The 23,953-nt window shown below is 61.4% G+C and carries 26 protein-coding genes; 7 read left to right on the forward strand and 19 right to left on the reverse strand.

Annotated features, from left to right (window positions below):
* Positions 1-55: 55 nt before the first annotated feature.
* Positions 56-775 (reverse strand): SDR family NAD(P)-dependent oxidoreductase, encoded by a 720-nt coding sequence (locus tag JQS30_RS07890; protein WP_213172802.1) that lies wholly within the window; start codon positions 773-775, stop codon positions 56-58.
* Between the two features lie 106 nt (positions 776-881).
* Between JQS30_RS07890 and JQS30_RS07895 the strand changes: the two genes are divergently transcribed.
* Positions 882-1,394, forward strand: coding sequence for a MarR family winged helix-turn-helix transcriptional regulator (locus JQS30_RS07895; RefSeq protein WP_213172803.1), 513 nt, complete (start codon positions 882-884; stop codon positions 1,392-1,394).
* 74 nt (positions 1,395-1,468) lie between these two features.
* Here JQS30_RS07895 and JQS30_RS07900 read toward each other — a convergent pair whose 3' ends face one another.
* The 4 genes from JQS30_RS07900 to JQS30_RS07915 form a co-directional block, all read right to left on the reverse strand.
* Positions 1,469-3,844, reverse strand: coding sequence for an ATP-binding cassette domain-containing protein (locus tag JQS30_RS07900; protein WP_213172804.1), 2,376 nt, complete (start codon positions 3,842-3,844; stop codon positions 1,469-1,471).
* A gap of 60 nt (positions 3,845-3,904) precedes the next feature.
* On the reverse strand, positions 3,905-4,315 hold the full coding sequence (locus JQS30_RS07905; protein WP_213172805.1) for a VOC family protein: 411 nt from the start codon (positions 4,313-4,315) through the stop codon (positions 3,905-3,907).
* 10 nt (positions 4,316-4,325) lie between these two features.
* The gene (locus tag JQS30_RS07910) at positions 4,326-4,769 is read right to left on the reverse strand and encodes a helix-turn-helix transcriptional regulator (RefSeq protein WP_213172806.1); all 444 of its coding nucleotides are present in this window, start codon (positions 4,767-4,769) and stop codon (positions 4,326-4,328) included.
* Positions 4,770-4,846: 77 nt separating this feature from the next.
* Positions 4,847-5,911: a coiled-coil domain-containing protein gene (locus tag JQS30_RS07915; protein ID WP_213172807.1), complete on the reverse strand. Its 1,065-nt coding sequence runs from the start codon at positions 5,909-5,911 to the stop codon at positions 4,847-4,849.
* A 351-nt stretch (positions 5,912-6,262) separates the two neighbouring features.
* Here JQS30_RS07915 and JQS30_RS07920 point away from each other — a divergent pair, with 351 nt between their 5' ends.
* Positions 6,263-7,534 (forward strand): cytochrome P450, encoded by a 1,272-nt coding sequence (locus JQS30_RS07920; RefSeq protein ID WP_246498117.1) that lies wholly within the window; start codon positions 6,263-6,265, stop codon positions 7,532-7,534.
* Between the two features lie 5 nt (positions 7,535-7,539).
* Entirely contained in the window at positions 7,540-7,731 is a 192-nt protein-coding gene (locus tag JQS30_RS07925) for a ferredoxin (protein WP_213172808.1), read from the forward strand.
* A 217-nt stretch (positions 7,732-7,948) separates the two neighbouring features.
* Here JQS30_RS07925 and JQS30_RS07930 read toward each other — a convergent pair whose 3' ends face one another.
* The 9 genes from JQS30_RS07930 to JQS30_RS07970 all read right to left on the reverse strand — a co-directional run bounded on the left by JQS30_RS07930 (position 7,949) and on the right by JQS30_RS07970 (position 14,843).
* The gene (locus tag JQS30_RS07930) at positions 7,949-8,704 is read right to left on the reverse strand and encodes an ABC transporter permease (RefSeq protein ID WP_213172809.1); all 756 of its coding nucleotides are present in this window, start codon (positions 8,702-8,704) and stop codon (positions 7,949-7,951) included.
* A complete protein-coding gene (locus JQS30_RS07935) occupies positions 8,701-9,435 on the reverse strand; it encodes an ABC transporter ATP-binding protein (protein WP_213172810.1) in 735 nt (244 codons plus the stop codon). The genes JQS30_RS07930 and JQS30_RS07935 overlap by 4 nt, the downstream gene beginning before the upstream one ends.
* Positions 9,436-9,702: 267 nt before the next feature.
* A complete protein-coding gene (locus JQS30_RS07940; RefSeq protein ID WP_213172811.1) occupies positions 9,703-10,977 on the reverse strand; it encodes an Ig-like domain-containing protein in 1,275 nt (424 codons plus the stop codon).
* Between the two features lie 339 nt (positions 10,978-11,316).
* The gene (locus JQS30_RS07945; protein ID WP_213172812.1) at positions 11,317-11,895 is read right to left on the reverse strand and encodes a TetR/AcrR family transcriptional regulator; all 579 of its coding nucleotides are present in this window, start codon (positions 11,893-11,895) and stop codon (positions 11,317-11,319) included.
* A gap of 87 nt (positions 11,896-11,982) precedes the next feature.
* A complete protein-coding gene (locus JQS30_RS07950) occupies positions 11,983-12,390 on the reverse strand; it encodes a secondary thiamine-phosphate synthase enzyme YjbQ (protein ID WP_213172813.1) in 408 nt (135 codons plus the stop codon).
* Positions 12,391-12,455: 65 nt separating this feature from the next.
* Positions 12,456-13,382: a hypothetical protein gene (locus JQS30_RS07955; RefSeq protein ID WP_213172814.1), complete on the reverse strand. Its 927-nt coding sequence runs from the start codon at positions 13,380-13,382 to the stop codon at positions 12,456-12,458.
* A 47-nt stretch (positions 13,383-13,429) separates the two neighbouring features.
* Positions 13,430-13,837: a hypothetical protein gene (locus tag JQS30_RS07960; RefSeq protein ID WP_213172815.1), complete on the reverse strand. Its 408-nt coding sequence runs from the start codon at positions 13,835-13,837 to the stop codon at positions 13,430-13,432.
* A 208-nt stretch (positions 13,838-14,045) separates the two neighbouring features.
* Positions 14,046-14,420 carry a thiol-disulfide oxidoreductase DCC family protein gene (locus JQS30_RS07965; protein WP_213172816.1) on the reverse strand — a complete coding sequence of 125 codons (375 nt, stop codon included), beginning with the start codon at positions 14,418-14,420 and terminating at the stop codon, positions 14,046-14,048.
* A gap of 99 nt (positions 14,421-14,519) precedes the next feature.
* The gene (locus JQS30_RS07970; protein ID WP_213172817.1) at positions 14,520-14,843 is read right to left on the reverse strand and encodes a putative quinol monooxygenase; all 324 of its coding nucleotides are present in this window, start codon (positions 14,841-14,843) and stop codon (positions 14,520-14,522) included.
* Positions 14,844-15,019: 176 nt separating this feature from the next.
* Between JQS30_RS07970 and JQS30_RS07975 the strand changes: the two genes are divergently transcribed.
* A complete protein-coding gene (locus JQS30_RS07975; RefSeq protein ID WP_213172818.1) occupies positions 15,020-15,277 on the forward strand; it encodes a hypothetical protein in 258 nt (85 codons plus the stop codon).
* A gap of 95 nt (positions 15,278-15,372) precedes the next feature.
* Here the strand turns inward: JQS30_RS07975 and JQS30_RS07980 are convergent, their stop codons facing one another.
* Positions 15,373-15,990 (reverse strand): pentapeptide repeat-containing protein, encoded by a 618-nt coding sequence (locus JQS30_RS07980; RefSeq protein WP_213172819.1) that lies wholly within the window; start codon positions 15,988-15,990, stop codon positions 15,373-15,375.
* Positions 15,991-16,205: 215 nt separating this feature from the next.
* Here JQS30_RS07980 and JQS30_RS07985 point away from each other — a divergent pair, with 215 nt between their 5' ends.
* Together JQS30_RS07985 and leuE are read left to right on the forward strand one after the other, a co-directional pair.
* Complete coding sequence (locus JQS30_RS07985) at positions 16,206-17,078, forward strand: tyrosine-type recombinase/integrase (RefSeq protein WP_213172820.1); 873 nt, start codon at positions 16,206-16,208, stop codon at positions 17,076-17,078.
* An 88-nt stretch (positions 17,079-17,166) separates the two neighbouring features.
* A complete protein-coding gene (leuE, locus tag JQS30_RS07990; RefSeq protein WP_246498118.1) occupies positions 17,167-17,817 on the forward strand; it encodes a leucine efflux protein LeuE in 651 nt (216 codons plus the stop codon).
* An 8-nt stretch (positions 17,818-17,825) separates the two neighbouring features.
* On the opposite strand, the gene JQS30_RS07995 is transcribed toward leuE, so the two are convergent.
* The 4 genes from JQS30_RS07995 to JQS30_RS08010 form a co-directional block, all read right to left on the reverse strand.
* Positions 17,826-18,467, reverse strand: a complete 642-nt coding sequence (locus JQS30_RS07995; RefSeq protein ID WP_213172822.1) for a maleylpyruvate isomerase N-terminal domain-containing protein — start codon at positions 18,465-18,467, stop codon at positions 17,826-17,828.
* A 68-nt stretch (positions 18,468-18,535) separates the two neighbouring features.
* Positions 18,536-19,543 (reverse strand): coiled-coil domain-containing protein, encoded by a 1,008-nt coding sequence (locus JQS30_RS08000; RefSeq protein WP_213172823.1) that lies wholly within the window; start codon positions 19,541-19,543, stop codon positions 18,536-18,538.
* A 156-nt stretch (positions 19,544-19,699) separates the two neighbouring features.
* Positions 19,700-20,476, reverse strand: a complete 777-nt coding sequence (locus JQS30_RS08005) for an exodeoxyribonuclease III (RefSeq protein ID WP_213172824.1) — start codon at positions 20,474-20,476, stop codon at positions 19,700-19,702.
* Between the two features lie 58 nt (positions 20,477-20,534).
* Positions 20,535-22,892, reverse strand: coding sequence for a hypothetical protein (locus tag JQS30_RS08010; protein WP_213173121.1), 2,358 nt, complete (start codon positions 22,890-22,892; stop codon positions 20,535-20,537).
* A gap of 197 nt (positions 22,893-23,089) precedes the next feature.
* Here JQS30_RS08010 and JQS30_RS08015 point away from each other — a divergent pair, with 197 nt between their 5' ends.
* Positions 23,090-23,890: an exodeoxyribonuclease III gene (locus tag JQS30_RS08015; RefSeq protein WP_213172825.1), complete on the forward strand. Its 801-nt coding sequence runs from the start codon at positions 23,090-23,092 to the stop codon at positions 23,888-23,890.
* Positions 23,891-23,953: the final 63 nt, after the last annotated feature.

Raw genomic sequence — 23,953 nt, forward strand, 5'->3', positions numbered from 1 at the left:
AAACCGCGCTGGCCGCACCCCACGTTCACATGTGGGGTGCGGCCAGCGCGGTGGGTTAGCGGGTTGTGTGGGCTCCGCCGTTGACGCGGATGGATTGGCCGGTGATGTGGGAGGCTCCTTCGGAGGCTAGGAAGAATGCTGTGTTGGCGATGTCGGTGACGGTGCCGGGGCGTTTGTTGTGGGTTTGACTGATGAGGCGGTCGTGTCGTTGGTCGGTCATGGCTCCTTTGAAGAATGCTGTGTCGACCACATAGCCTGCGGCGATGACGTTGCAGGTGATGCCGCGTGGGGCGAGGGTTTGTGACAGGGAGATGTTCCAGTTGGCCAAGGCGGCTTTTGCTGCTCCGTAGTTGCCTGCTCCGGTGTCGGCGGCGATGGAGCCGACACTGATGACGCGGCCGTTGTCGGCCAGGCGGTCTTTGAGCGCTTCGACGGTGAGGACTGCCGAGGTGACGTTGAGCGCGAAGGAGTCGGCCCAGGCGTTGGCGATTTTGGTCAGTGGGGGAGTGTCGCTGTGGTCGGCGTCGATGAGGCCGCCAGCGGAGTTGAATATGACGTCGACGGGGTCGCCGATGTGTTCGGGTAGGGCCGCGACTTGGGTGGGGTCGGTCGCGTCGCAGGCGATGGCGGTGGCGCCGATGTGTTCGGCTGCGGCGGTGACGGTGGTGTGGTTGCGGCCGGTGATGATGACGTTGTCGCCTTCGTTGATGAATCGTTGGGCGACGGCCGCGCCGATGCCGCTGGTGCCGCCGGTGATGAGTACTGTGCGAGCCAAGGCTCCTCCAAGCTACAATGCAATTACGTTTAGACCTAAATATCATAGCTAGGAACAGCGACAACGTCCAATGAATAGTGACCAATCTTCACACGAGGCAACTTCGGTGGCTGACATCACCGCCGCTTGGCAGCGCGAAAAGCCCGGAATGCCCACCGACAGCATCGCCATCCTCACCCCGATTACCCGCCTGGCCAAACTCCTCAACGACGACCGGGCCCGGCTGCTACGCCGGGCTGGCATAGACTCAGCCACCCTCGACCTGCTTTCGGTACTGCGACGCAGCGGGCCCCCATACGTCCTGACCACCCGCGACATCAGCGCCCGCAGCCTCGTCACCGCCGGAGCAATCTCCCAGCGGCTGAGTCGGGCCGAAAAAGACGGACTCATTCGCCGTGCCCCCAGCCCCACCGGACGCCGCGCCGTCGCCGTCACCCTCACCGACAAAGGCCACAGCCTCGTCGACGACGTGGTCGAGGACCTGCTCACCCACGAATCACACCTCATCGGTGACCTGACCGACCCCGAACGAGAAGCCTTGAAGACATTGCTGGACAAACTGGCCACCAGCCTCCAGCGCCACCTATCCGAGATCGGCGAGGATTCACCACCGGCATGAACCCGAGAGGGGAGAAGCACCACAAACGTGGAGGGTGGAAGGAACACGGGTTCCCTCCACCCTCCACTCGCGCGTTAAGCACCGACGTAATCGGCCAAATGTTCACCAGTCAACGTCGAACGAGCAGCGACCAGATCGGTGGGCGTGCCCTCGAACACCACCTGGCCACCGTCATGGCCCGCGCCCGGACCCAAGTCGATGATCCAATCGGCATGCGCCATCACCGCCTGATGATGCTCGATGACAATCACAGACTTGCCCGAGTCGACCAAACGGTCAAGCAACCCAAGCAGATGGTCCACATCAGCCAAATGCAAACCCGTGGTCGGCTCATCGAGCACATACACCGCGCCGTTGTCGCTCATCCGCGAAGCCAACTTCAGCCGCTGCCGCTCCCCACCGGACAACGTCGTCAACGGCTGCCCCAAACGCAGATAACCGAGCCCCACATCGACCAAGCGCTCCACCACCTTGTGCGCGGCCGGGATCTTCGCCGACCCCGAGGCGAAAAACTCCGCCGCTTGCGCCACCGACATCGCCAACACCTCGCTGATGTCACGGCCACCGAACTCATACTCCAACACCGAGGCTTGGAATCGCCTACCCTCACACTCCTCGCAAGTAATCGCGACCCCGGCCATCATCCCCAAATCCGTATACACCACCCCAGCGCCCTTGCAATGGGGACATGCGCCCTCCGAATTGGCACTGAACAGACCCGGTTTAACACCATTGGCCTTAGCGAAAGCCTTCCGAATCGGATCGAGCAAACCGGTATAGGTGGCCGGGTTGCTCCGGCGCGACCCCTTGATGGGAGCTTGATCGACCGTCACCACCTCCTGCCGATTCGCCACCGAACCGTCGATCAGTGAACTCTTCCCCGACCCCGCCACACCGGTAACCACGCACAAGAGCCCCAAGGGGATGTCGACATCCACATCGCGCAAATTATGAGAAGACGCGCCACGCACCTCAAGGGCACCCGTGGAGGACCGCACCGAATCCTTCAGCTTCGCCCGATCATCGAAATGTCGACCCGTGACGGTATCGCTGGCACGCAGACCCTCCACTGTGCCCTCAAAGCACACGGTTCCACCCTCAGAACCAGCCCCGGGACCCAGATCCACCACATGGTCGGCGTTGATAATGGCCTCTGGCTTATGCTCGACCACCAACACGGTGTTGCCCTTGTCTCGCAGCCGCAACAACAAGTCATTCATGCGCTCGATATCGTGCGGATGCAAACCAATCGTGGGCTCATCGAACACATAGGTCACATCAGTCAGCGACGACCCCAAGTGCCGAATCATCTTGGTGCGCTGAGCCTCACCACCGGAGAGCGTCCCCGAGGGCCGATCCAGCGACAAGTAACCCAACCCGATCTCAACGAACGAATCCAGCGTCTGAGCCAAAGCCACCAGCAGCGGCTTCACCGAAGGCTCATCGAGCTGGCGTACCCACTGCGCCACATCACTGATTTGCATCGCACACACATCCGCGATGCTGACCCCGTTGATTTTGCTGGAACGGGCCGCCTCCGTCAGCCGTGTCCCCTCACATTCAGGACAGGTCGCGAACGTGACCGCCCGCTCCACAAACGCCCGAATATGCGGCTGCATCGCCTCGGGATCCTTCGACAAAAACGACTTTTGCAGCTTGGGAATCAAACCCTCATAAGTTAGATTCGCCCCGTCTACCTTCACCTTGACCGGATCCCGATACAGAAAATCGTTCATCTCCCTCTTGGTGTACTTGCGAATCGGCTTATCGGGATCAACAAAACCCGACGCCGCATACACCCGCACAGTCCAAAAACTGTCCGACTTCCAACCCGGGATCGTAAAGGCACCCTCCGACAAGGACTTGGAGTCGTCATACAACTGCGACAAATCAATGTCGGACACCGACCCCCGGCCCTCACAGCGCGGACACATACCGCCGGTGACGCTAAACTCGCGCCGCTCCTTAGTCTTGCGGCCACCCTTATCCAACGTCACCGCACCAGCACCACTGACAGAGGCGACATTAAAGGAAAAAGCCTGCGGCGAACCAATATGTGGCCGCCCCAGCCGACTGAACAAAATCCGCAACATCGCACCCGTATCAGTCACCGTGCCCACAGTCGAGCGAGAATCACCGCCCATACGCTGCTGGTCGACAATGATCGCCGTAGTCAACCCCTCCAACACATCCACCTCAGGACGAGCCAGAGCCGGCATGAAACCCTGCAAGAACGCACTGTAGGTCTCGTTGATCATCCGCTGCGACTCCGCGGCGATCGTATTGAACACCAACGAACTCTTACCCGAACCCGACACCCCGGTAAACACCGTCAACCGCCGCTTCGGGATCTGTATATGCACGTCTTTGAGATTGTTCTCGCGCGCACCCCGCACCCGAATCACATCATGGCTGTCAGCAACATGCACAGCAGAAACCTTCCGGGCCATACGTCATCACTTTCTCCTTGCAGGCAATACCCCACACCATCGGAGGCCAAAGCGCACGGCTCAAGCCCGCTGCTGAATACGAATCAAATTGCCCGCCGGATCACGCACCGCGCCGTCACGGACCCCATAGGGCTGATCCATCGGCTCCTGCACCACCTCGACATCAGCCGAGGCCAGCTGCGCGAACAGAGCGTCGAGATCCGAGGCGGCCAAAATAACCGCGGCATAAGTCCCCTTGGCCATCATCTGTGCGATGACCTGCTTCTCCTCCTCGGTGATCCCCGGATCAGCACCAGGCGGGTGCAACACGATCGAAGTATCGGGTTGACCGACCGGCCCCACCGTTAGCCACCGCATCCCGTTGTAACCGACGTCGTTGCGAACCTCGAAACCCAGCGCGCCGCGATAAAACTCCAGTGCGGCTTCCGCATCATCATGCGGAAGAAAACTTGTGTGAATGGTGATGTCCATGCTGGTCAGCCTAACTCTGTGCGGAGCTGCGCGCTTCTTGATTCCTGATCGGTCTGGACACCTGTTTGGCCACACACGCGGGAATCCCTTCCCACGCCTGAGCCTCCTGCTTGCGATAGAGGCTTGGCGCCACCCCCACCAACTCGGTAAACCTAGTGCTGAAAGTGCCCAAAGACGAACACCCCACCGCAAAACACACTTCGGTGACGCTCAAATCTCCCCGCCGCAACAACGCCATAGCCCGCTCAATACGCCGAGTCATCACATACGAATACGGAGACTCCCCATAGGCCAGCCGAAACTGCCGACTCAAATGACCCGCCGAGACGTTGACATCGCGCGCCAACGCCTCCACATCCAGCGGCTGCGCATACTCACGATCGATGCGGTCACGAACCCGGCGCAGCCGCGCCAAATCACGCAAACGCTGCTGTTGGGCCGAGGAAGAACTCATTTTCTGATCGTGCCACGCCCCAGTGACACCTTCAACATAAATGCCCAACAACTAACCGGAAACTAGGGGAGTAGCTCCTAGGAATCGCTGGCCGCATCATCGGGAGCCTGCGCATGCGCCACCAAAGACTCGGCGCGCAACGCCCGCTGTGTCCACGAAGCCACTTCGGCGCGCAACGAGCTCACATCTTGGCGCAACACCTGTGTGGACTCCGTGGCCGCATCCAGCCGCGCCCGCAATGACGCCACCTCTTGCGCCGCACTATCGCGCTGCGCGGCTGCCCGCAATGCCTCTTGACGGGCTTCATCGGCCTGTTCTCGATCCCGCTGCGCGGCAGAGACCGCCACGGCCTGGGCCTGCAACGCTTGCTGCAGCTGCCCTTGCGCCTCCGCTGCATTCTCGGCGGCCGTATCGCGCTGCAACTGCAACTGTCGGGCCTCCTCGGCAGCCATATCGGCACGTTCTCGCGCCGCAGTCTCACCGCGACGGGCCTGCTCAGCGGCCGCTTCGGCCTCAGCAGCCGCATCCAGAGCCTCGTGGCGCTGTGATCGGGCCTGCTCAGCGGCCTCCTGTGCTTCCTCGGCCACTTCCTGGAACCGCTGGGCCTCCTGGATCGCCGCGTCGCGCTGCGCCTGAAGCTGTTTCACTTCCGCAGCGGAGGACTCTGCCTCAGCCTGAGCGGTAGCAGCCTTGTGGTCGGCCTCGCTCATGGCCGCTCGGGCATCCTCAAGCTGGCCGGTGAGCGAATCAATCGTCTCGCCTAGCCGCGCGATCTCATCGCGCAGGGCCACGGCCTCTTCCAACGCCGCGTCGCGCTCAGCACGCGCCGAGCGGACCCGGCCTTCGGAGGCCGCGTTGATGTCGGCGATCTTCGCTTCGATACCCGCCGGATCCGTCTCATAGCGCAACGCCTCGGCCAGGGGAGTAATGGCAGCGGTGAAGGAGGCCTCCATCTGCTCGTAGAGATCCTCGGCTCGGGCCAGCGCGCCTTCTAGACCGGGAGTGGAGCGGCGCATCGCGCGGGTCTTTTTCGCCTGTGCCGCACAGTCACCCTCAGGGCAATACATGCGCGGGCGTCCCCGGCCGCGCTGTTGTGGGATCGGATTTCCGCATCGCTTGCACAAGGTGACGTCTGTGTTCATACCGCCCAGCATACATTATTGATTTCCGGAAAATAAAAATATAAAAAGAAAATTAAAGCGTGTCCTCGGTTTCTTCCCGTGCGCAACATAACTCACGAGAAGTGCCGTTCCCGCAAGTTATGTGTTTTTGGGTCCGATGGTGAGGGTGCAGCAAATGGGCGCTCTTGAAGCTGTCGCAGCATGATGTGGGCCCGAACGGGCTGTCACAGACGGCGCGGCTCGGGTGGCGTAGTCGGACTACCTAGGGCTCGGCTAGGTCCGGTAAGCGACCTCGCGGCACTGATGTCGCCTTGATGATCACAAGTCGGATTTACGACATGTCTCGTTAGTGACGTTGTCTCCCATTTGCAGATGACTTACCTTGTGTGGACCTGTAGCCCCATCATTACTGCCCACCTGGGAGTTCTCATGACTGTACAGCCGTCTTCGCCAGAATCAATTCCCACTGGAATGCCAATGGAGAGAGAAACCCGGTATGACCCTCCAGCGGCCCTGACAGCGCTTCAAACCCACCCGCTGCGGCGCATCAAGTACTATCCCGAAGGCGTCGAGGGTTGGCTGGCCACCGGCCATGCCGAATCGCGTGCGATCCTGGCCGACCCCCGCTTCGCCTCGGGTGAGCCGTTCGTGCACTCACCAACCGAGATGCCACACATTTTCGTCGCATTCTCCCAACAAGCCCCGCCTGGATTCTTCATCTTCGATGACCCGCCCGAACACACTCGCCTGCGCCGTAAAGTCGCTGGAGTGTTCACCGTCAAACGGCTGAAGAAACTCGAACCACATATCGCCCACATCGTCGACCAGCGCATCGCGGCTCTACGCGAGGCTGGACCCGGTGCGGACCTGGTCAGTCAATTCGCCCTACCGGTACCTTCACTGGTCATCTGCGAGATGCTCGGTGTTCCCTATGCGGACCGAGACCAGTTCGAACGCGACTCCGCGGCCATGATTGACCTGAGCGCGTCAGTCGAGGAACGCAACGAGGCCATGGGGAGGGTACTGGCCTATATTCACCAGCTGATCCCCCGCATTAGAGCCAATCCGGGCAGCGACATGCTCAGCGCTCTTGTAGCCGACCCCGACCTCAGTGACGCCGAAGCTGCCGGAATCGGCCTGCTGTTGCTAGTGGCAGGGCACGAAACTACCGCGAATATGCTCGGGCTGGGCGCACTCTCCCTGCTGGAACACCCCGAGCAGCTGGCCCAATTGAGGTCCAATCCTGACCTCATGCCCACGGCGGTCGAAGAGCTACTGCGGTACCTGACCGTGGCCCACAATGGCATCATGCGGGTGGCCAAAGAGGACACTGAAGTGAACGGACATCTCATCCGTGCCGGTGAGCACGTCACCGTGGCGCTCCAAACAGCCAACCGCGACCCAGCTCAGTTCGACCAACCCGACAAACTCGACTTCGATCGCGACCCACGAGGTCACCTGGCATTCGGACACGGTCTCCATCAATGCGTAGGGCAACAACTGGCGCGAATCGAAATGGTCATTGGTCTGGGCAAGCTTCTGGAAGCGTTCCCTCAGTTGCGGCTGGCCGTACCAGTTGAGGACATACCGCTACGAAGCGACATGGCCATCTACGGGGTCCATTCGATGCCAGTGGAGTGGTGATCACCATGCGCATAGTGGTTGACCGCGAAGTGTGCATTGGAGCTGGCATGTGTGTGCTGACAGCCCCGGAGCTGTTTGATCAAGACGAAAGCGACGGCCGTGTACGCCTCCTGGCAAAGGAAATCACATCCGAGGTCGCTGCGGATGTGGAAACAGCGGTAACGCTGTGCCCATCCGGTGCCATTAGGACGGCGTGAGGCTGAGCGGTCACCCGCACCGACATGTGGGGCGCGCTCCATCGCAACTACCCCACCGAGGCCACAGTGCACACCACGGCCCCAAAGGCTATACGACGCCTTGAGTTCGCTCATCGACGTAGCGCACCTTGTCGATGAGAAGACTCAAGGCGCCTCAAACTCGCAACGAGAAAACCGTATCCCCAGGTTCATCCACAGCACCTCAGCTGTGTTGGGCCTACCGATCCAGCTGCAAACCACGCCAGGTCCACACTGTGGCGAGGGTAAAAACCAACCCCACCGCCGGCACAAGGCCCAACTGCCAGCCAGTGACCGCAGCGGGATCCATCGCCCAAAAAGTCGGCGCAGCGATGGGGTACCAAGCCCCTGAACCGGCCACGACCGCAAACTGGGCAGAGGCCACCAAAATCACCGAAACTGCAATACCAGGCAAGAGGCCGCGCCCAAGCGTGGCCGCCCACGCCGCTGGAATTGCCAATAGGCCCGAACCGATGACCAAGACAAACAGGCGCGATAGTGCGGCTAGGTCAAACAATCCAGGAAAGCCCAAGCCTAGCGCCAATCCTGCCACCAAGATAGCGGCCGTGACCAACAGCGCTATCAGAGCCGACCACAGGAGAAAAACGACCAGTTTCGCGAACGCGATCGCCTGAAGAGAAGCAGGCAACGCGAAAAGCCCGCTGATGGTGCCATCCATGAATTCTCGCCCAAAAATCCAGCTCAAAGCGGTACCGAACCCAAGCAGCACCGCCGCGGCCGCGATTTGGAACACGATCCCCATCAACAGTGGCCATCCCTCCAACTCCCCCATCGGCCCCAACTGAGCCACAACCTGTTCATTCCCCGCCCGTGCACCCAACGCCATCACGACGGCCAGCGCGGTGATTCCCAGGGTGAGTAGTGCGGTGGTGGTGGTCAGGACGGTCGAGTACAGAGCTTTGCGGGCTTCGACGGCGATGGTGGTGCGGATCATTCTTCTCCCCTGTGTTGGTCGTCGTTCCACACGAGGTTGAAGAATTCGTGTTCGATGTCGGTGGTTCCTGGTTGGAGGCTGCCGATGGTGTGGCCGCGGTTGATGACGGTTATACGGTCGGCCACGCGGGCTACTTCGTCGAGGTGGTGGCTGGAGACGAGGATGCCGGTGCCGTTGCGGGCGAGGTCGAGGAGGACTTTGCGGAGGCTGATGACTCCGGCGGGGTCGAGTGCGTTGGTGGGTTCGTCGAGGATGAGTAGTTGTGGGTGGTGGAGGAGGCCGGTGGCGATGCCTAGTCGTTGTCGGTTGCCCGCTGAGAGGTTTCGGGCGCGGATGTGTCGGTATTTTTCTAGGTTGAGGTCGGTCAGGACGTTGTCGACGGCGGTGGTGATGTGGTGTGGGGGTACTGCCCTGAGTTTGGCGGCGGTGGTGAGGTTGGCCTGGGTGGTCAGTTCGGCATAGACCGGTGGTGTGCCGACGGCGTGGCCGACGTGGGTCCATAGTTGGGGTTTGGTGGTCTGGAGGTTATGTCCTAGGAGGGTGACGGTGCCGTGGTCGGGTTTGAGCATGCCCAGTAGTAGGCGCATGAGGGTGGTTTTACCTGCTCCGTTGAGTCCGACGAGGGCGTGTATTTCTCCGTGGTGGATGGTCAGGTTGATGTTGTGGACTCCTTCGCCGCTGGGGTAATGGCGAGTGAGGTTGTGGGTGGTGAGTGTGTCAGTGGGTGCCATCGGGTGTCTCCAGTGTGGAGGTGGTTTTGGGGTGGGTGGGGTGGTTGGCCACGTTGGTTGTCTCGTTTGGTTTGCTTCCCGGTCAACTAGGTGAGTTGACCGGGTTGCGAGTGCCGATGTGGCTGGGCGAGTGGTTGGTGTTGATGGGCGGTGTCTGTCTGCGTTCGGTGTTGGCGTGTATCCGTTCCCTTGCGCAGCTTGGTGTTGTATCTAGTGGTTAGGTCTGGATGAGTTTTGTCGTATCCGGTGTTGGTGTGTTGTTTTTGTCTAGGTGGTGGCGCTCCAGTCTTGGGCGATGAGGCTGTAGAGCTTTTCGTGTGCGGTGTCTTTGTCAGGGAACGCCACTTGTACTTGTAGGTGTAGTTCTTGGCCGGCGAAGACTATGTGCTTGCCTTGTTCTGGTGGTGGGGAGCCGAGGAGGACGGTGCCGTCGGTGCCGTCCTTGATGAGGACGCCCCAGAATGTATCGGTAAATTGCTTGGCTAGGTGGGTTTTTGCGGGGAGTTGCCCGAACCCGATTCGCCATCGCTCCACCGGTGTGGTGCCGGCTTTGAGGACGATGTTGTAGGAGTAGATGTGTTCTTCGGTGCCGCTGCTGCTGTCTGACCAGCTTCCGGAGTACTTGTAGGAGACGGTGAGGTTTCGTGCTTCCACGGTGAAGGTGGATTGGGTTGTGGTGGACCGGTTTTGTCCTGCGAGGGCTGTGGCGTGGACTGTGTGTTCTCCGAGTGTCCATTCGGAGGTATTGGCATATGCCCATTTGTTGCTGTTAACTGGCGTGGTGCCGAGGATGCGGTCACCGTCTTTGACCTCGACGGCTTCGGCGTTGAATGCGTTGCCTTCGATGTGTGCTGAAGCGTCAACGTGTGAGCCGTTTTTTGGATTGGTGATCTGCACGGTGGCGGTTGGTCTCACCCGGTAGAAGTTGCGGTTGGCGCGGCCGGATTTTGCCTTGCCGTTTACGGCTAGGACGTTGAGTTCATGTTTTCCGTCGCTCCAGTCGGTGCTTGGTGTGAAGGTCCACGCGCCGTTGGTGACGGGTGCGGTCCCGATGAGTGTGAGTTCCTCATAGATTTCGACCTTGTCGACTTTCCCGGTCGCGGCTCCCGAAATGGGTTGTCTGGCATTGTCGACGTGGGCGTCGGCTTGCGGGATGTTGATGACTGGTACCGGTACGACTTCTTTGTACGCAAGTGCCGACTGTGGCTGGTCGTTCCAGGTGCCGGTGTTGCTTCCATCTAGGTTGTATTTGGTGAGGTCGGCGATGGCGGTGTTCGCTGGTACTGAGAGGCGTGCGCCGCCTTGTTCGACTTTGGTGAACAGGGCGTTTTCTTCGTTGGTGCCGTTGACCACGGAGGAGACTCCGTCTCCTGACTGGTCAAAGCCGTGTTCGGAGAAGTTGTTCGAGGTTGATTCGGCTGGTATGACGAGTATTGCGGTGCGGGGTCCGCCGACGTTGAAGTTGATGTCGGCAAAGAGGCAGAACGTGTTGGGGGGACACTTGTCTTTGCCTCGGCCCTGGATGAGGTATGGCTCGGTCATGTCCTTTTCCTTTCTCTGGTTTGGGCTATGTCGCTCCTATCCATTGAATATTGGTTCGGGCCATGGCAAAGCGAAATTGTCATTCGAGGCTGGGTTGATGCTTATCGGACTTCTGACACTCGGTTCCGATGGTGTGGGGTTGCCACGATCGGCGGCGGCTTGAGGTGCGGTGATGTTGGTACGTTCCTGGTTAGGGATGCGGTTTGCGGTGGCAATCGCGATGAGTGGGCTTGGGATTAGTGAGTGTTTTCCCAGCTGGGGTGGCGTGTGGTGGTCCAGTGATGTCGGGTGGCCGATTGCTCGTGGGTGCTGTGGGTTTGCGGTGAGCTTGTGAGTGTGTCAGTGGGTGCCATCGGGTGTCTCCAGCAGGTCGAGTGCGTGGTTGATCGCTTCGGACAGGGAGTGGGTTTCGCTGTGTGCCCAGGCGAAGATGGCGGCCATGAGGGCGGCGAGGACTGAGGCGGCGGCGATGCGTGCCGAAGGTGCGTCTGTGCCGTTGGCGATCAGGTTTTTGATGACGAGTTGTTCGGTTGCGGCGTTGTTGGCCCACATGTGTCCGTGCAGGGATGGGGTGTCGGCGACGATGCGGATGCGGCGACGTACGAGGTCGCTTTCGGGTTCGGGTATGTGTTGCCAGGCGGCGCGGAAGCCGTGGATGGTGCGTTTGAGTGGGTTCCATTGTGGTGGCTGTGCTGCGACCATGGAGGCGATGACGGGGTCGTAGGGGTCCTCGAAGAGGACTTGGTGTTTGGAGGGGAAGTGGCGGAAGAAGGTCACCGGTTGGACTCCGGCGCGTTGGGCGATGTGGGGGACGGTGGTTTGTTCGTACCCGTGTTGTTCGAAGAGGTCTATGGCGCATGAGATGAGGCGAGCGCGGGTGCGTTCGCGTTTGTTGGGTGGTGAGGTATCGGAATCCACCCTTAAATGATAGCTCATATCATTTTGGCGCGGGGCGGGATGCGATCCTGATGAACGTGATAGTCACGCCCGCTCTCCTCCCCCAGGTTATGACAGGTACGACAGGCGCACTTTCCGATCAGGGTTGTCCACGTTCGTGTCCACCACGGTGATCGACTGCCACGTACCCAAAGCCAGCTTGCCCTCCACGACCGGAAGGGTCGCGTATGGGGCGATGATTGACGGAAGTACGTGATCTCTACCGTGCCCAGGGGTGCCATGCTGGTGTTCCCACCGATCGTCTGCCGGTAGCAGGTCACGTAGCGCCAAGAGAAGATCGTTGTCCGATCCCGCCCCGGTCTCGATAATGGCGATCCCCGCTGTCGCGTGGGGTACGAACACGTTTAGGAGGCCCGATTCGGCCTCGCACTCGCGCAGAAAGGCCTCGCACTCGCTGGTGATGTCGGCAATCGTCTCGTCCTTGCCGGTGGTCAAGGACAGTACTCGGGTGCGCATGCGGAAAACCTTTCGTCGTGGTGTGTTTCTTTCCCACTGTAGGTTCTGCTGCGGCCCAGCGCGTGTTACTTAGGCTGAGCCTCGCTGCTAGCTGGAGGATTATCAGCGGCGGCGTGCGCCTGAGGTCGACGCTGAGTGGGCACCTTTCGGTGCGGTGCGCCCCTTAGCCAAACAAACACGCAAGCAACCAAAGCGCGGGGATTAATTTTCTCCAACGGGAAAAAACAAGTCATAGCGACCAAATGTGGCAGGAAACTGGTCGCCACGGTCACATAGACCAGCAGGTGAAAACCATAGAAAAACGCGACGATGGCATACCGGGCTCGAGGCCAGGCAATGAACAGCACGACCGGGGACAGAAGCTCAAAGCCAACAATCCCCCATTGGGCAGTGTGCAAAAGCCACGGAAAATCCAGCATCCACGTGGAGAAGTCAGTACCGCGACGGACGATAGCCCGCGCCATAGTCGCCGAGTTGACCCATTCGATCCCACCGAAACGGAACTTAGCGAACGCGGCCAGAACGTAGGTGCACACCACCGCGATTTGAACCAGGTTGACGGCCCACCCGGCCCGGTGCGACAGCCTCGTCGTATCGCCCCAACGTGCCTTGCGCAAAGTCGGCAGGACGAACAACAACACCAAGAAGGCAAACCGGTCGTGGTCGACCTTGCCATATGACATCGCGATGATCATCCACTGGAAGTACGAGAAGGCCACAACCCAACCCAGCAAGCGCGGGGCGATATTCAACATGGCCAACAAAGCCGCCGCCAGCACGACAAGAAGCGTACCCACCACTATGGAGTGAGTCGGAGCCGGCAGCGCGAGGACCCGACCAATGAACAGCGGCTGATACAACTCACCGGGAAGATGTCGATGACCCAAAATCCACGGACTGTAAAGCCACCAATCGATGAGAATAAACGCGTAGGCAAAGAAACGCAGCGCCGCGATCCGCCCCATGGCAACCGGCCGAAAAAACCACGACATCCCACGTTCCCACCAGTTCCTGCTAGGACACAGAAGTGGATCGCCACTCACCGCACCGCCTCCCCAACGGACCACGTCGCCTCCACAATGTCGGTCCGCTCCCCTGTCGGACGACCACCATGGAGTTGATAGTGGCGCACAATCAGATCAATGCGCACCAGCGACGGCTCCTGTGGGTTAGCTGACGCAAAGGCCACAGCGATAAGCTCCAAATCCGCTGGGTCCTCCCGAAAACGCGGCAACTGCCCTTCGAACTCGCCGCGCCGCATACCAATCAGGTCATGAGTCAGAACCACCCGCTCCCCTTCCACATTGATCGCTTCCAACCGCGCCGAATTCACCGTGCCGTCAGCCGAATTGGAATATGCGTACATGCGGAAAGGCGCGAAGGGAAAAAAGTCGTCAGACCCCCAAAAGGTCGTCACGACAATAAGAACGGTGACCGCCAGCGTCACCAAAACGCGAAAGAGACGCCCAAAAGGGCTCAAAGGGGGTTCGAGGGTGTGAGGCACGAACAAAAGTATGCCATGGCACCGCACACGACCATTAAGCTGCGAGAACCACCATGGCGCCACAAACAACCCACCGCAGCCACCAGCAAAGAGCCCCGGGCAAAGAAAAACCGCTCCCCCTCAAAGGAAACGGTTCAACACTCGAGGCGACCTAACGTTGCGCCTGCGGCAACGCACACGCGGCAGTACCACCAGGCAACCGGCCGCGATTGCGCGCCACCAACCGATACAGCGGCCACGTCAACCTCGAGGCCACAACATTGGACAAAACCCAACCAGCAGGTTTCCAATACCACTGAGCTCGACGCAGCAGCACCGCCACCGCATCAGGACCAGCCCGACGCATCCCCGGCTCAACCCACTGGATCGCCGCCTCGGCATCTTCGCGCCGAACCCCCAACGCCTCCAAATCGGCCCCCTGCCAGGGCACCACAGCCGCATCGGTACGGATCCGCTTGAGCACAAACTGCGCACTGCGCGAACAAAAGGCACAGTCACCGTCGTAGAGGAAAACTGGTTGACCCATGAATAACCTCCCACAATACGAATCATGTGTCCTAATAACCCCACCCTACCGCCAAGGCCCGCACCTGACTACACACCAAGTCAGTGACCCCCGCCGCGACTAGTCAACCGACAACTCCCCCAACACCGACCAATCATCGTGCCCAACCCAGGCATTGACAATCCGCGGTGTCCGCACCAAATGAGACGGCAACGTCCGCTGCGCTTGCCGAAAATGCTCCGAATTCACATGATGCGACGCCGCCTCCTCATCCCGAAACGCCTCCAACAACACATACTCGCCAGGATCGTCAACACTGCGCGACCACTCAAACCACAAACAGCCCGGCTCGGCGCGAGTAGCCGCGGTGAAATCAGCCGCCACCACCGGCCACGAATCAGCGAAATCATCCTTAACCTGGAACTTCGCAGCAATAAAAATCATAAAAATCCCCCTATCAGACCCGATGCGCCCCATCGTAAAACACCAACGGCCCACCCGGGCCACACTCAACAGAACAACCCGATCGACACCACAAGACACCCAAAGGCCACCACACCAACCAGCCGTGGCCTAACCTCAAAAGCAAAGCCACACATGTGAAAGGACGTGACCACCACGTGAGCGCCACACCCGATGCCACCTCAAAAGACCGCTCCAGCCGCCGCTGGGGCTGGACGCTAGCCGCCATCATCGCGCTGGCGCTGGCAGGGTTTGTCTTCTACGAATATCACCAGTTCAATCAGTTGACGCTGCATGAGGTGGCGCAAAACGAGTGCCTCATGGAGCGGGCGTGGCAACGATTGGACGCCCAGACTGAATCGGTTGAGGACACTTTCTTGTTTCGCGACTACCTAGCCTGCAAGTACACGCCGTGAGACATGTGCAGGTGGCATCGTCGGAGGTTTCCTCGGCTGGTCGAACAGCGTTAACGGTGCCTCTTGCGGCCCTGATCCCGCACTTTCCCGGGTGTCTAGTCAATGTCGCTAGCTGGTTTGACGCTGATGCCCAGCGCCGAGGCCAAGGCGGGAGCTACCACATAGAGTGCGTCGATGTCGATTGTCGCGCCTGCTAGGTGGGTTATTCCGTCGATGTCGGTGAGGTTGGTGGAGGTAAAACGGGTCCCGCCGGTGACCGTGGTGTGGTGAAAGGAAGCGCCGGTGAGGTCGCACTCAACGAAGGTGACATTGTCCAACGTGGCTTCGGTGAAATCGGCTTCGGTGAGGCGGCAGCGCCTAAAAGTGACGTTGCGTAGGCCGGTGAATCGATAGGCGGACAAGTCAAGTTGACAATCGGTAAAGGTGGTGTCGCGTATACGCCCGTTGATCAGGTGTAGCCCGGTGGCGCGGGTGTCGGTCAGGCCGCTGCGAATGATGGTGCTGTCTTCGGCGAAAAGCCCCGACAAGTCGCTGCGATCGAACGTGGTGCCACGAATCCGGGCCTTGGTTAGTTGAGCGCTGCTGAGGATGCCGTTGATGAGGTGACAGTCGCTGATATCGACGTCTTCGGCCTCGGTGTTGCTCCAGTCCCCGGCGGTGACGCTGAGGCGGTCCCATGTGGCTTCGTCGACCAGTTCGGGCTGAGTGATCATGTGTACCGCTTTCTTATCGGAGGCGTCATTAATACCCGTTGCCTATGACATCACAGGATTTTCTCCAGTGTTCTAGGCTGGGATACATGGCGTCGTCTGAGGTTGCGGATGTGCAGTGGTCCTCCGGTGGAGGGAACCTAGAGTCGATGGGCCCTGGGCGGGATCCCTATCGTGTGTACCTGGAGTCATTGGGGTCGAAGGAATCGCGACGGACCATGGCCGGATGTCTGGACCGTATCGCGCAAATGTTGTCCGGCGACGAGAATGCCACCGGGGCGGGCCAGCCGTGGCATTTGCTGCGCTACGAACACACCTCGACGTTGCGGTCGGTCATGTTGGATCGGGGCTGGTCGGGCTCGTACATCAATAAACACCTCGCGGCGCTGCGGAGGGTGCTGCAAGAGGCCTGGCGTCTGGACTTGATCGGCGCAGAGGACTACCAGCGCGTGTGTGACGTGCAGCCGGTGAAGGCGACTAGGCTCCCGGCCGGGCAGCAAATCGATGCGGAGACGCTCAGCGGAGCGTTGTACGCCTGCGACATGGACGATTCCCCCGCTGGGGCACGGGACGCGGCGGTGCTGGCGGTACTGTATTCGACCGGTTGTCGTCGTTCAGAAGTCGCGTCGTTGCGCTTGGTCGACTATGACGAATCCGAGCGAAGTCTGCGGGTATTGGGTAAAGGTAACAAGGAACGGCTGGTGTACCTCACCGAAGCGGCTCAGCAGCGTCTGGACCGGTGGATGAGTGTGCGTGGGCAGGGCCCTGGGGCGCTGTTTTGTCCGATTAACAAAGCCGGGCGGCCTCGCTATGTGGGAAAGACGCAATCGGGACGGTCCCTGTCGGCAATGACCGGCCAAGCCATCGCCGACCTGTTGGTCAAACGGTTGACTCAGGCCGGGCAGCGCCGCCACACGCCGCATGACTTCCGCCGCACCTTCATTGGTGAACTCTTGGACGCTGGCGTGGACTTGGCCATCACTCAGTCGCTGGTGGGCCACGCGTCGCCGGTGACTACGGCGCGCTATGACCGCAGGCCGCAACGGCGATCCCGGGAAGCGGTGGATAAGTTGCGCCTGCCCGAAGTCTGAGGCTGGTGTCGAAGCTCACCTAGTCGCGGATGCTTCATCGGCGCACAATGAGAGAAACCACCCCGCACCCCATCGCCGAGGAGTCACCTTGTTCGGAGTCATCGACTTGTGGGCGTACGTTATCGCCACGGTCATCATCGTGCTGCTGCCGGGCCCTAATTCGTTGTACGTGCTTTCGGTGGCGTCACGACGCGGAGCGCGCACGGGCTGGGCTGCCGCCAGCGGCGTCTTTGTTGGCGACACGATCCTTATGATTGCCTCTGCGGCTGGCCTTGCCTCGGTGTTTGCCGCTTCCCCGGCACTGTTCACGGTGGTGCGCTGGGCGGGGGCGCTGTATTTGACGTGGCTGGGGGTGACGTTGCTGGCCTCGGCGTGGAGGCGACTTCGACGTGACCCCTGTGCGGTATCCGCCGAGGTCACCTCTGAGAGCCTTCTGTCACGGGAGCGGCCCTTTCGGCGTGCGTTGATCGCCAGTTTGCTTAACCCGAAGGCCATTTTGTTCTTTGTGGCGTTTTTCGTGCAGTTCGTTGACCCCAACTATGCGTGGCCGGTGCTGTCGTATCTGCTGTTGGGTCTGATTGCCTTGTCGTGTTCGGCGGCCTATCTAGCGGTGCTGATTGTGTCGGGGTCGAAGCTGGCGGCGGCCTTTGCCCATCGGCGTCGCCTCGCTGCGGGTGGCACGTCTGTGGCGGGGGCGGTCATGGTTGGTTTCGCCGTGCGGCTAGCCGCTGGTAACTAATAGCGCCGTTATAGGGCGGTGATGTCGCCACGGGCGCGTTCGCTGCGGGCTAGGGCGCGAATGAGGTTCAGGCTGCCGTGGCGGGCGATCGACAGGTTCGCCAGCAGGGCGATGGCGGTGCGAGCGGCTGAGGTGTTGAGCTCAACCTCGTTGATCTCCAGGCTGGTGGCGAGGTCGTCTAGGTGGACGGCCATTTCCATGATCCGGGTGGCGAGGTAGTCGTCCAAGGAAATGCCGTAACCCCACTTGGCGATGTGAATAACATGGTCGGCCGGCAGTTCAAACAGCGTGTCTTGGAGCGAGTCGATGGCGGCGGTGACGTCGCTGACCAGCGCGGCGACACCGCCGGTGGCTAGGCGATCGCCACCGTCGCGGATGGCGGTGTTGCCCGGTGAGTCGATGCCGGTGTTGAGCCAGTCGGCCTGTGCGTAATGCTCATCGAGGGTGACGACCTTCGCCCCGGGCGGCGCATCGGTATCGAGCGCGGATTGGACCGACAGAATCTGGTAGGCGGTATGCCCGGCCAGCGCTTTGATGGTGAATTGGTCTAGGAGGCTGGGTTCTTCCCATCGTTGGGTGAGTCGTTGGTGGGTCAGGAGGGTGGCGGTGGTGGTGGCGGCGTGGATGAAGTCGGTGCGGATTGTGCTCATGGTGTGCCCCTGTGGTGGCCGGTGGTGTGGGTCTTCATTGTTCCTTGCTCAGCGGGCTGTTGGGGGTGTTAGCGCACTGAGACGTGGACGTGGTTGGTGTGGTCGCCGTTGGGGGTGCCGTTTCCGGATGAGTATGCCGACCAGCCTCGGCCGGGGAACCAGATCTGGTGGTACCAGATGACGTAGTAGACGCCCAGGGCGTCGGCGTGGTTGACATACCAGGCGGCGAGGTTGTCGCCGTAGGTTTTGTGGGCGCCTTGGGCGGCTTCGTTTCGGAATCCGTCGGGGGCGGCGGAGAAGTCGCAGGCGCGTCCTTGGGGGTGTTCGCCGCCTCCGCCTGAGCGGTAGCACGAGACGTAGTGGTTGAATCCAGCCGATTGGGTTTCGTTGAGCACGTGCAGGGTGCGGGGGGTGAGGCAGCCTGAGGTGGTGGGGTCGTTGACGGAGCAGGATTCTGAGGGCAGGGAGCCATCGGAGTTGCGTTCGACGGGGGCGGGTGCTCCGGCTCCGCCGTCGCCGCTGGGGCCGCCTTGGCTTTGCATGCGTAGTTCGTCGAGTTTTGCTTCGAGGTCGTCGCGGGCTGCTTGGGCTTCTTCGAGGGCCTCGGCGGCGGCTTCGAGTTCGTCTTCGAGGGCGGCCTGTTCGTCGCGGAGGCGTTGGGCGGTTTCTTCGACGTCGGCTACGAGGGCGGCGCGTTCTTCGGCTAGGAAGGTCAGGTAGGTCAGTGAGTCGATGGCGACATCGGGTGAGGGGGCCGACAGTAGGGCTGAGGTGGAGGCTAGGTCACCTTGTTGGTGTAGGTAGACGGCGTAGTCGTTGAGGTCGTCGGTGAGTGCTTCGGCTTGGGCTTCGGCTTGGGCGAGGGATTCTTCGATGTCCTCGGCGCGTTTTTCGGTGGCGGTGAGGGTGTCTTCGGCTTCGACGACGGCCTCGAGTGCTTCGGCGAGGTCTTCTTCGAGTGCGTGTTCGTCGGGGTCGGCCGATGCTGGTGGGGCCAGCAGGAATAGTAGCGCGATCACGGCGGTGCCGATGGCGATCAGGTGGCGTAGCAGCGGGGAGTGGTGTTGGGTGTGCACGGGTGGGTCAGCCTTTCTGCGTCGTTGGCCCCTTGGGGTAGGGGTTGAGACAACTCAGCCGTCCTTCACGATAGCTGCTTCTTCTGGGTGCCTGTTGTGCACGGTGTGGGTGTTGACGCTGTGTGAGGGGGTGTGAGCGCAGCGGTGGGGTGCTGGTTAGAGGTTGGTGTCGACCACGAGGGGGGCGTGGTCGGAGGCGCCTTTGCCTTTGCGTTCGTTGCGGTCGACGTAGGCGTCGGTGACGTGGGTCATCAAGGACGGGTTGGCTAGGAGGAGGTCGATGCGCAGGCCGCGGTTTTTGGGGAAGTCGAGGTTGCGGTAGTCCCAGAAGGTGAAGGGCTGGTCGTATTTGAGGGCACGGGGGTAGACCTCGGTGAGGTTGGTCTCTTGCAGCTCGTTCAAGGCGGCGCGTTCGGCGTCGGTTGTGTGGGTGGTGCCTTCCCAGGCGTCGATGTCGTAGATGTCGTCGTCGGTGGGGCACACGTTGAAGTCACCGGTGATGGCGTAGGGGCTGCTGTCGTCGCGGTTGGCGGCTTCGGCGGCCAGGGCGCCTAGGAAGTTGAGTTTGTATTCGTAGTGGGGGTCGGTGATGTCGCGGCCGTTGGGGACATAGACCGACCAGATGCGGACGCCGTTGCAGGTGGCGGCGATGGCGCGGGCTTCGGTGGCGTTGTTGAAGGCGGGTTGGTCGGTCAGGTCGCGTTGGATGTGGTCTAGGCCGACTCTAGAGAGGATGGCCACGCCGTTCCAGCGGCCTTGGCCGTGGGCGGCTACGGCGTATCCGGCGTCGTTGAATCGTTGGGCGGGGAAGGCTTCGGTGGTGGTTTTGAGTTCTTGAAGGCACACCACGTCGGGGGTGTTGGCTTCGATCCAGGCGGCGAGCCGGTCGGCTCGGGCGGTGATGGAGTTGATGTTCCACGAGACGATGCGCACCGTGATGGTTCCTTCCCAGGTTTCGTTGTCTCAGCTGCTGTGTTGACGCTACCAGCGCCTATTGGGGTCGGGCGGTGCCGCTGAGGCCTTCGGTGAGGGGGAGCTCCAGGTGGGGGGTGTCCTCTTCGGCGTTGGTGCGCAGCATTGTGGTCATGAATAGGGGGACGCCGACCACGGCGACGAATCCGGGTACGGCGATGCCGGAGTCGTTGACGAGGAACCCGATGATCGCCACGGCGGCTAGGCCGGTGAGCGCGGCTTGTTGGGGGCGTGACAGGTCGGCCAGCGCGCCGTGTCTCCACATCCAGATGATGGCGATGACGCCGGCGGCGACTAGGAGGGTCAGGGGGGTGTTGAACACGGTTGACCAGGCGGCTGCGGCTTTGCGCAGGATGGTGAGGAAGGCTTCGCCGCCGAGGATTTGTCCGACGAAGCGGCCGAGGTGGGTTTGTTGTTCTTCGGGGCGTAGGAAGTCGATGAAGCCGATGAGGGCGATGATGCCGGCGGAGGCGGATCCGGCGATGAGGGTGGTGGCGATGGAGAGGCGTTTGCCAAATAGTGCCAGGCATAGCAGCACCATGGTGGCGATGAGGGTGACGGTGCCGCCGACGTTGCGTCCCCACATGGGGGCGGCTACGACGATGCAGGCTGTGGCGGCGGCGGTGGGGGCGCCGTAGGTGAGGTAGCGGCCTTTCCATGGGGTGAGGGCGACTAGGAGGATGGCGGCGGCGGCGAAGGCGCCGAAGGCGTAGTTGCCCATTCCGGCGAAGCGGGCGCCGACTTGGGCGGTGTAGCCCATGGGGGTGTGTAGGGAGAGCGCTGATCCGGCGATGAGGTCGGCGGCGATGACGGTGAAGGTGAGTGCGGAGATGACTAGGGCGGGGCCGTAGCGTCGTTTGCGGACGGGGGCGATGGAGGCGGCGGCGGCGCATCCGATGGCGAAGGCGATGGTGAGGGCCCAGAGGGCGACGCGGGGGGTGCTGGCGTGCCACCAGGGGATGGATCCGGCTGCGGTGGCGGCTACGGGTAGGGAGGCCACGGTGAGCAGGCCGAAGGTGAGGAGGGCGCCGGGGGTGTGGTCGCGGCCGCGGATGGCGATGGCGGTGGCGCCGATGATGGCGATGATGCCGGCTACGGCGATGGTGAGGAAGAAGTTGGGCATGGCCGCGGCTACTGATTGGGCGGCGCGGGTGTGGGAGATGCCGCCGTCGATGGCTTCTTGTGCGGTGAGGGTTTCGTTGTTGGAGTTGATGCCGCGGCCGGTCATGGAGGGGTGGAGGGGGATGTCGACGGTGCGCAAGATGGTGGGGGCGATGTCGACGATTTGGACGTAGCCGTCGCGGCCGGTGGTTGGTGAGGATGCCCATCCGGGGTTTGTGGTGGGGCCGGTGTACATCAGTGGGTGTAGTGAGGTGGGGCTGTGGGAGTCGGAGATTCCGGCCACGATGATGTCGAAGGTGTCCGGTAGTGAGGCGAGGGCTTGGTTGAGGGCGGCGTCGGCTACGGCGGCTTGGGCGGGGCGTTGGGCGGCTTGGCGTTGTTCTTGGGTTTCCTCATCGATGGTTTCCTCGTCGATGGGGTCGATGTCTTCGGCTTCGGGTTGGTGTTCTTCTCCGGCTTCGGAGGCGTCGTATTCGACTTCGTGGGCTGATTGTGGCGACATGCCGATGGAGACGCCCGGGTCGATCAGGACGATGGGGCATTCGGCGGCGGCGTGGGCCGTTGAGGTGAGGTCGTCGCGCCAGTAGTCGAGGTGGCCTTCTTGTCCGGCGGCGGCCACGGCGGCTCCGCTGCCGATGGCGGCGATGCAGATGTCGGTGTGGTCGAAGCTGTCGCCGTCGAGGTCGGCTTCGTTGGCTTCGAAGCGGGCGGCGGTCACCGATTCGGCTAGCGCTCCTACGTGGGACCCGTAGGCGTATTTGTCGTTGACGGCGACGCGTTCGACCGCGTCGGGTAGTAGCCAGTTTCCGCCCAGGGAGATGGGGTTGGAGAAGGTGGATTGTTCGAAGCAATCGGAGGTGCGGGCGCCGATTCCTCCGGCGCGGTTGCCGGTGCCGATGGTGGCCCAGGCGGCTTCGGGGCAGGTCCAGGCGCCGATGGTGCGCACACTCATGGAGGCTACGGCGGAGGAGCCGGCCATGTCATAGAGGGTGGGGGTGTCGTGGGGGTTGATGTCGCCCCATTGCAGGCCGGGGATGCCGATGAGGGCGACGCCGGTGGGCTGGTCTTGTGTGGTGGTGTCGTCCTCGGCGAAGGCTCCCCCGGCGGTGCAGGCGGACAAGGCGACGATGGTTGCTGCGGCGAGGAAGGCGGTGGTGGCGCGGCCGATGCGGCCGCGTGCGCGCAGGCGGGCTTTGGGTGTGGGCGCAAGCTCAGTGGCCCGCCGCAAGCGGTTGAGTATCGGAAGAGTTTTCAATGCCGTCCCACCGGTGTGTGTGAACCAGTCTCTCAGCTTTCTCTGTGTGTGACTGAGAAACACTGTGTCATTTAGCCTAACGTGACGTTGCTGGCCGATAAGCCGCGACCTAAATGACGATGAGGCTGTCCCACATTTGGTGGCGGTTGGCCTCGCGCGGCGATGAGAGTGGATGGCTGCCCGGTAGAGTGTGCGGCATGTTCACAGTATCGACGATCAATGTCAATGGGATCCGCGCGGCGGCGAAGAAGGGCTTCCCTGCCTGGTTGGAAACCACGAAGGCCGATGTGGTGGCGCTGCAGGAAGTACGCGCTGAGGAGCATCAGGTTCCCGAGGCCGTTACGCGGGTGGAGGGCTGGAACTGGGTGTGGGTTCCCTCCCAGGTGGCCAAGGGACGTGCGGGGGTGGCGCTGGCGACGCGGGCGGTGCCGCAGGCGGTGCGCTTTGGTTTTGGGTCCGCGGAGTTTGACACGCATGGGCGTTATGTGGAGGTGGATTTGCCGGAGGTCACGGTGGGGAGTTTGTATTTGCCCTCCGGTGAGACCGGTACTGCGCGTCAGGATGAGAAGATGCGTTTTTTGGAGGAGTTTGGCGCCTATATGCGAGAGAAGTTGGATCAGTCGCGGCGCAGCGGTCGGCATTTTTTGGTGTGTGGTGATTACAATATTGCGCACACCGAGGCTGATTTGAAGAATTGGCGGGGCAATAAGAAGACGTCGGGGTTTTTGCCCGAGGAGCGTCAGTGGTTGAGTGACTTGTATGCCACGGGTTTGGTCGATGTGGTTCGGTCGTTGCATCCTGATCAGGAGGGGCCCTATTCGTGGTGGTCCTATCGGGGTAAGGCGTTCGACAATGACGCGGGGTGGCGTATCGACGTGCATGTGGCGACGCCTGATTTGGCCGCCAGCGCGCGCCAGGCCACTGTTGAGCGGGATGCCTCCTATGACTCTCGTATGAGTGATCACGCTCCGGTGACGGTCACCTATGACATTGGTTGAGTAGGGGTGGCGGGTTCTTAGGGTGTTTGTTCGGCCGCCTCGGGCACACAATGTGGCCCGCAG

It is taken from the genome of Natronoglycomyces albus (assembly GCF_016925535.1).
Classification (GTDB): domain Bacteria; phylum Actinomycetota; class Actinomycetes; order Mycobacteriales; family Micromonosporaceae; genus Natronoglycomyces; species Natronoglycomyces albus.

What these genes read in the sequence shown, in the direction of transcription:
- JQS30_RS07915 (WP_213172807.1), bottom strand. Translation starts at nt 5,911, where the DNA reads ATGAACACAGACGTCACCTTGTGCAAGCGATGCGGAAATCCGATCCCA.
- JQS30_RS07910 (WP_213172806.1), bottom strand. Translation starts at nt 4,769, where the DNA reads ATGAGTTCTTCCTCGGCCCAACAGCAGCGTTTGCGTGATTTGGCGCGG.
- JQS30_RS07930 (WP_213172809.1), bottom strand. Translation starts at nt 8,704, where the DNA reads ATGATCCGCACCACCATCGCCGTCGAAGCCCGCAAAGCTCTGTACTCG.
- JQS30_RS08015 (WP_213172825.1), top strand. Translation starts at nt 23,090, where the DNA reads ATGTTCACAGTATCGACGATCAATGTCAATGGGATCCGCGCGGCGGCG.
- JQS30_RS07965 (WP_213172816.1), bottom strand. Translation starts at nt 14,420, where the DNA reads ATGGGTCAACCAGTTTTCCTCTACGACGGTGACTGTGCCTTTTGTTCG.
- JQS30_RS07955 (WP_213172814.1), bottom strand. Translation starts at nt 13,382, where the DNA reads ATGTCGTGGTTTTTTCGGCCGGTTGCCATGGGGCGGATCGCGGCGCTG.
- JQS30_RS07985 (WP_213172820.1), top strand. Translation starts at nt 16,206, where the DNA reads ATGGCCGGATGTCTGGACCGTATCGCGCAAATGTTGTCCGGCGACGAG.
- JQS30_RS07995 (WP_213172822.1), bottom strand. Translation starts at nt 18,467, where the DNA reads ATGAGCACAATCCGCACCGACTTCATCCACGCCGCCACCACCACCGCC.
- JQS30_RS07920 (WP_246498117.1), top strand. Translation starts at nt 6,263, where the DNA reads ATGACTTACCTTGTGTGGACCTGTAGCCCCATCATTACTGCCCACCTG.
- JQS30_RS07940 (WP_213172811.1), bottom strand. Translation starts at nt 10,977, where the DNA reads ATGACCGAGCCATACCTCATCCAGGGCCGAGGCAAAGACAAGTGTCCC.
- JQS30_RS07950 (WP_213172813.1), bottom strand. Translation starts at nt 12,390, where the DNA reads ATGCGCACCCGAGTACTGTCCTTGACCACCGGCAAGGACGAGACGATT.
- JQS30_RS07935 (WP_213172810.1), bottom strand. Translation starts at nt 9,435, where the DNA reads ATGGCACCCACTGACACACTCACCACCCACAACCTCACTCGCCATTAC.
- JQS30_RS07980 (WP_213172819.1), bottom strand. Translation starts at nt 15,990, where the DNA reads ATGATCACTCAGCCCGAACTGGTCGACGAAGCCACATGGGACCGCCTC.
- JQS30_RS07970 (WP_213172817.1), bottom strand. Translation starts at nt 14,843, where the DNA reads ATGATTTTTATTGCTGCGAAGTTCCAGGTTAAGGATGATTTCGCTGAT.
- JQS30_RS07900 (WP_213172804.1), bottom strand. Translation starts at nt 3,844, where the DNA reads ATGGCCCGGAAGGTTTCTGCTGTGCATGTTGCTGACAGCCATGATGTG.
- JQS30_RS07905 (WP_213172805.1), bottom strand. Translation starts at nt 4,315, where the DNA reads ATGGACATCACCATTCACACAAGTTTTCTTCCGCATGATGATGCGGAA.
- JQS30_RS07925 (WP_213172808.1), top strand. Translation starts at nt 7,540, where the DNA reads ATGCGCATAGTGGTTGACCGCGAAGTGTGCATTGGAGCTGGCATGTGT.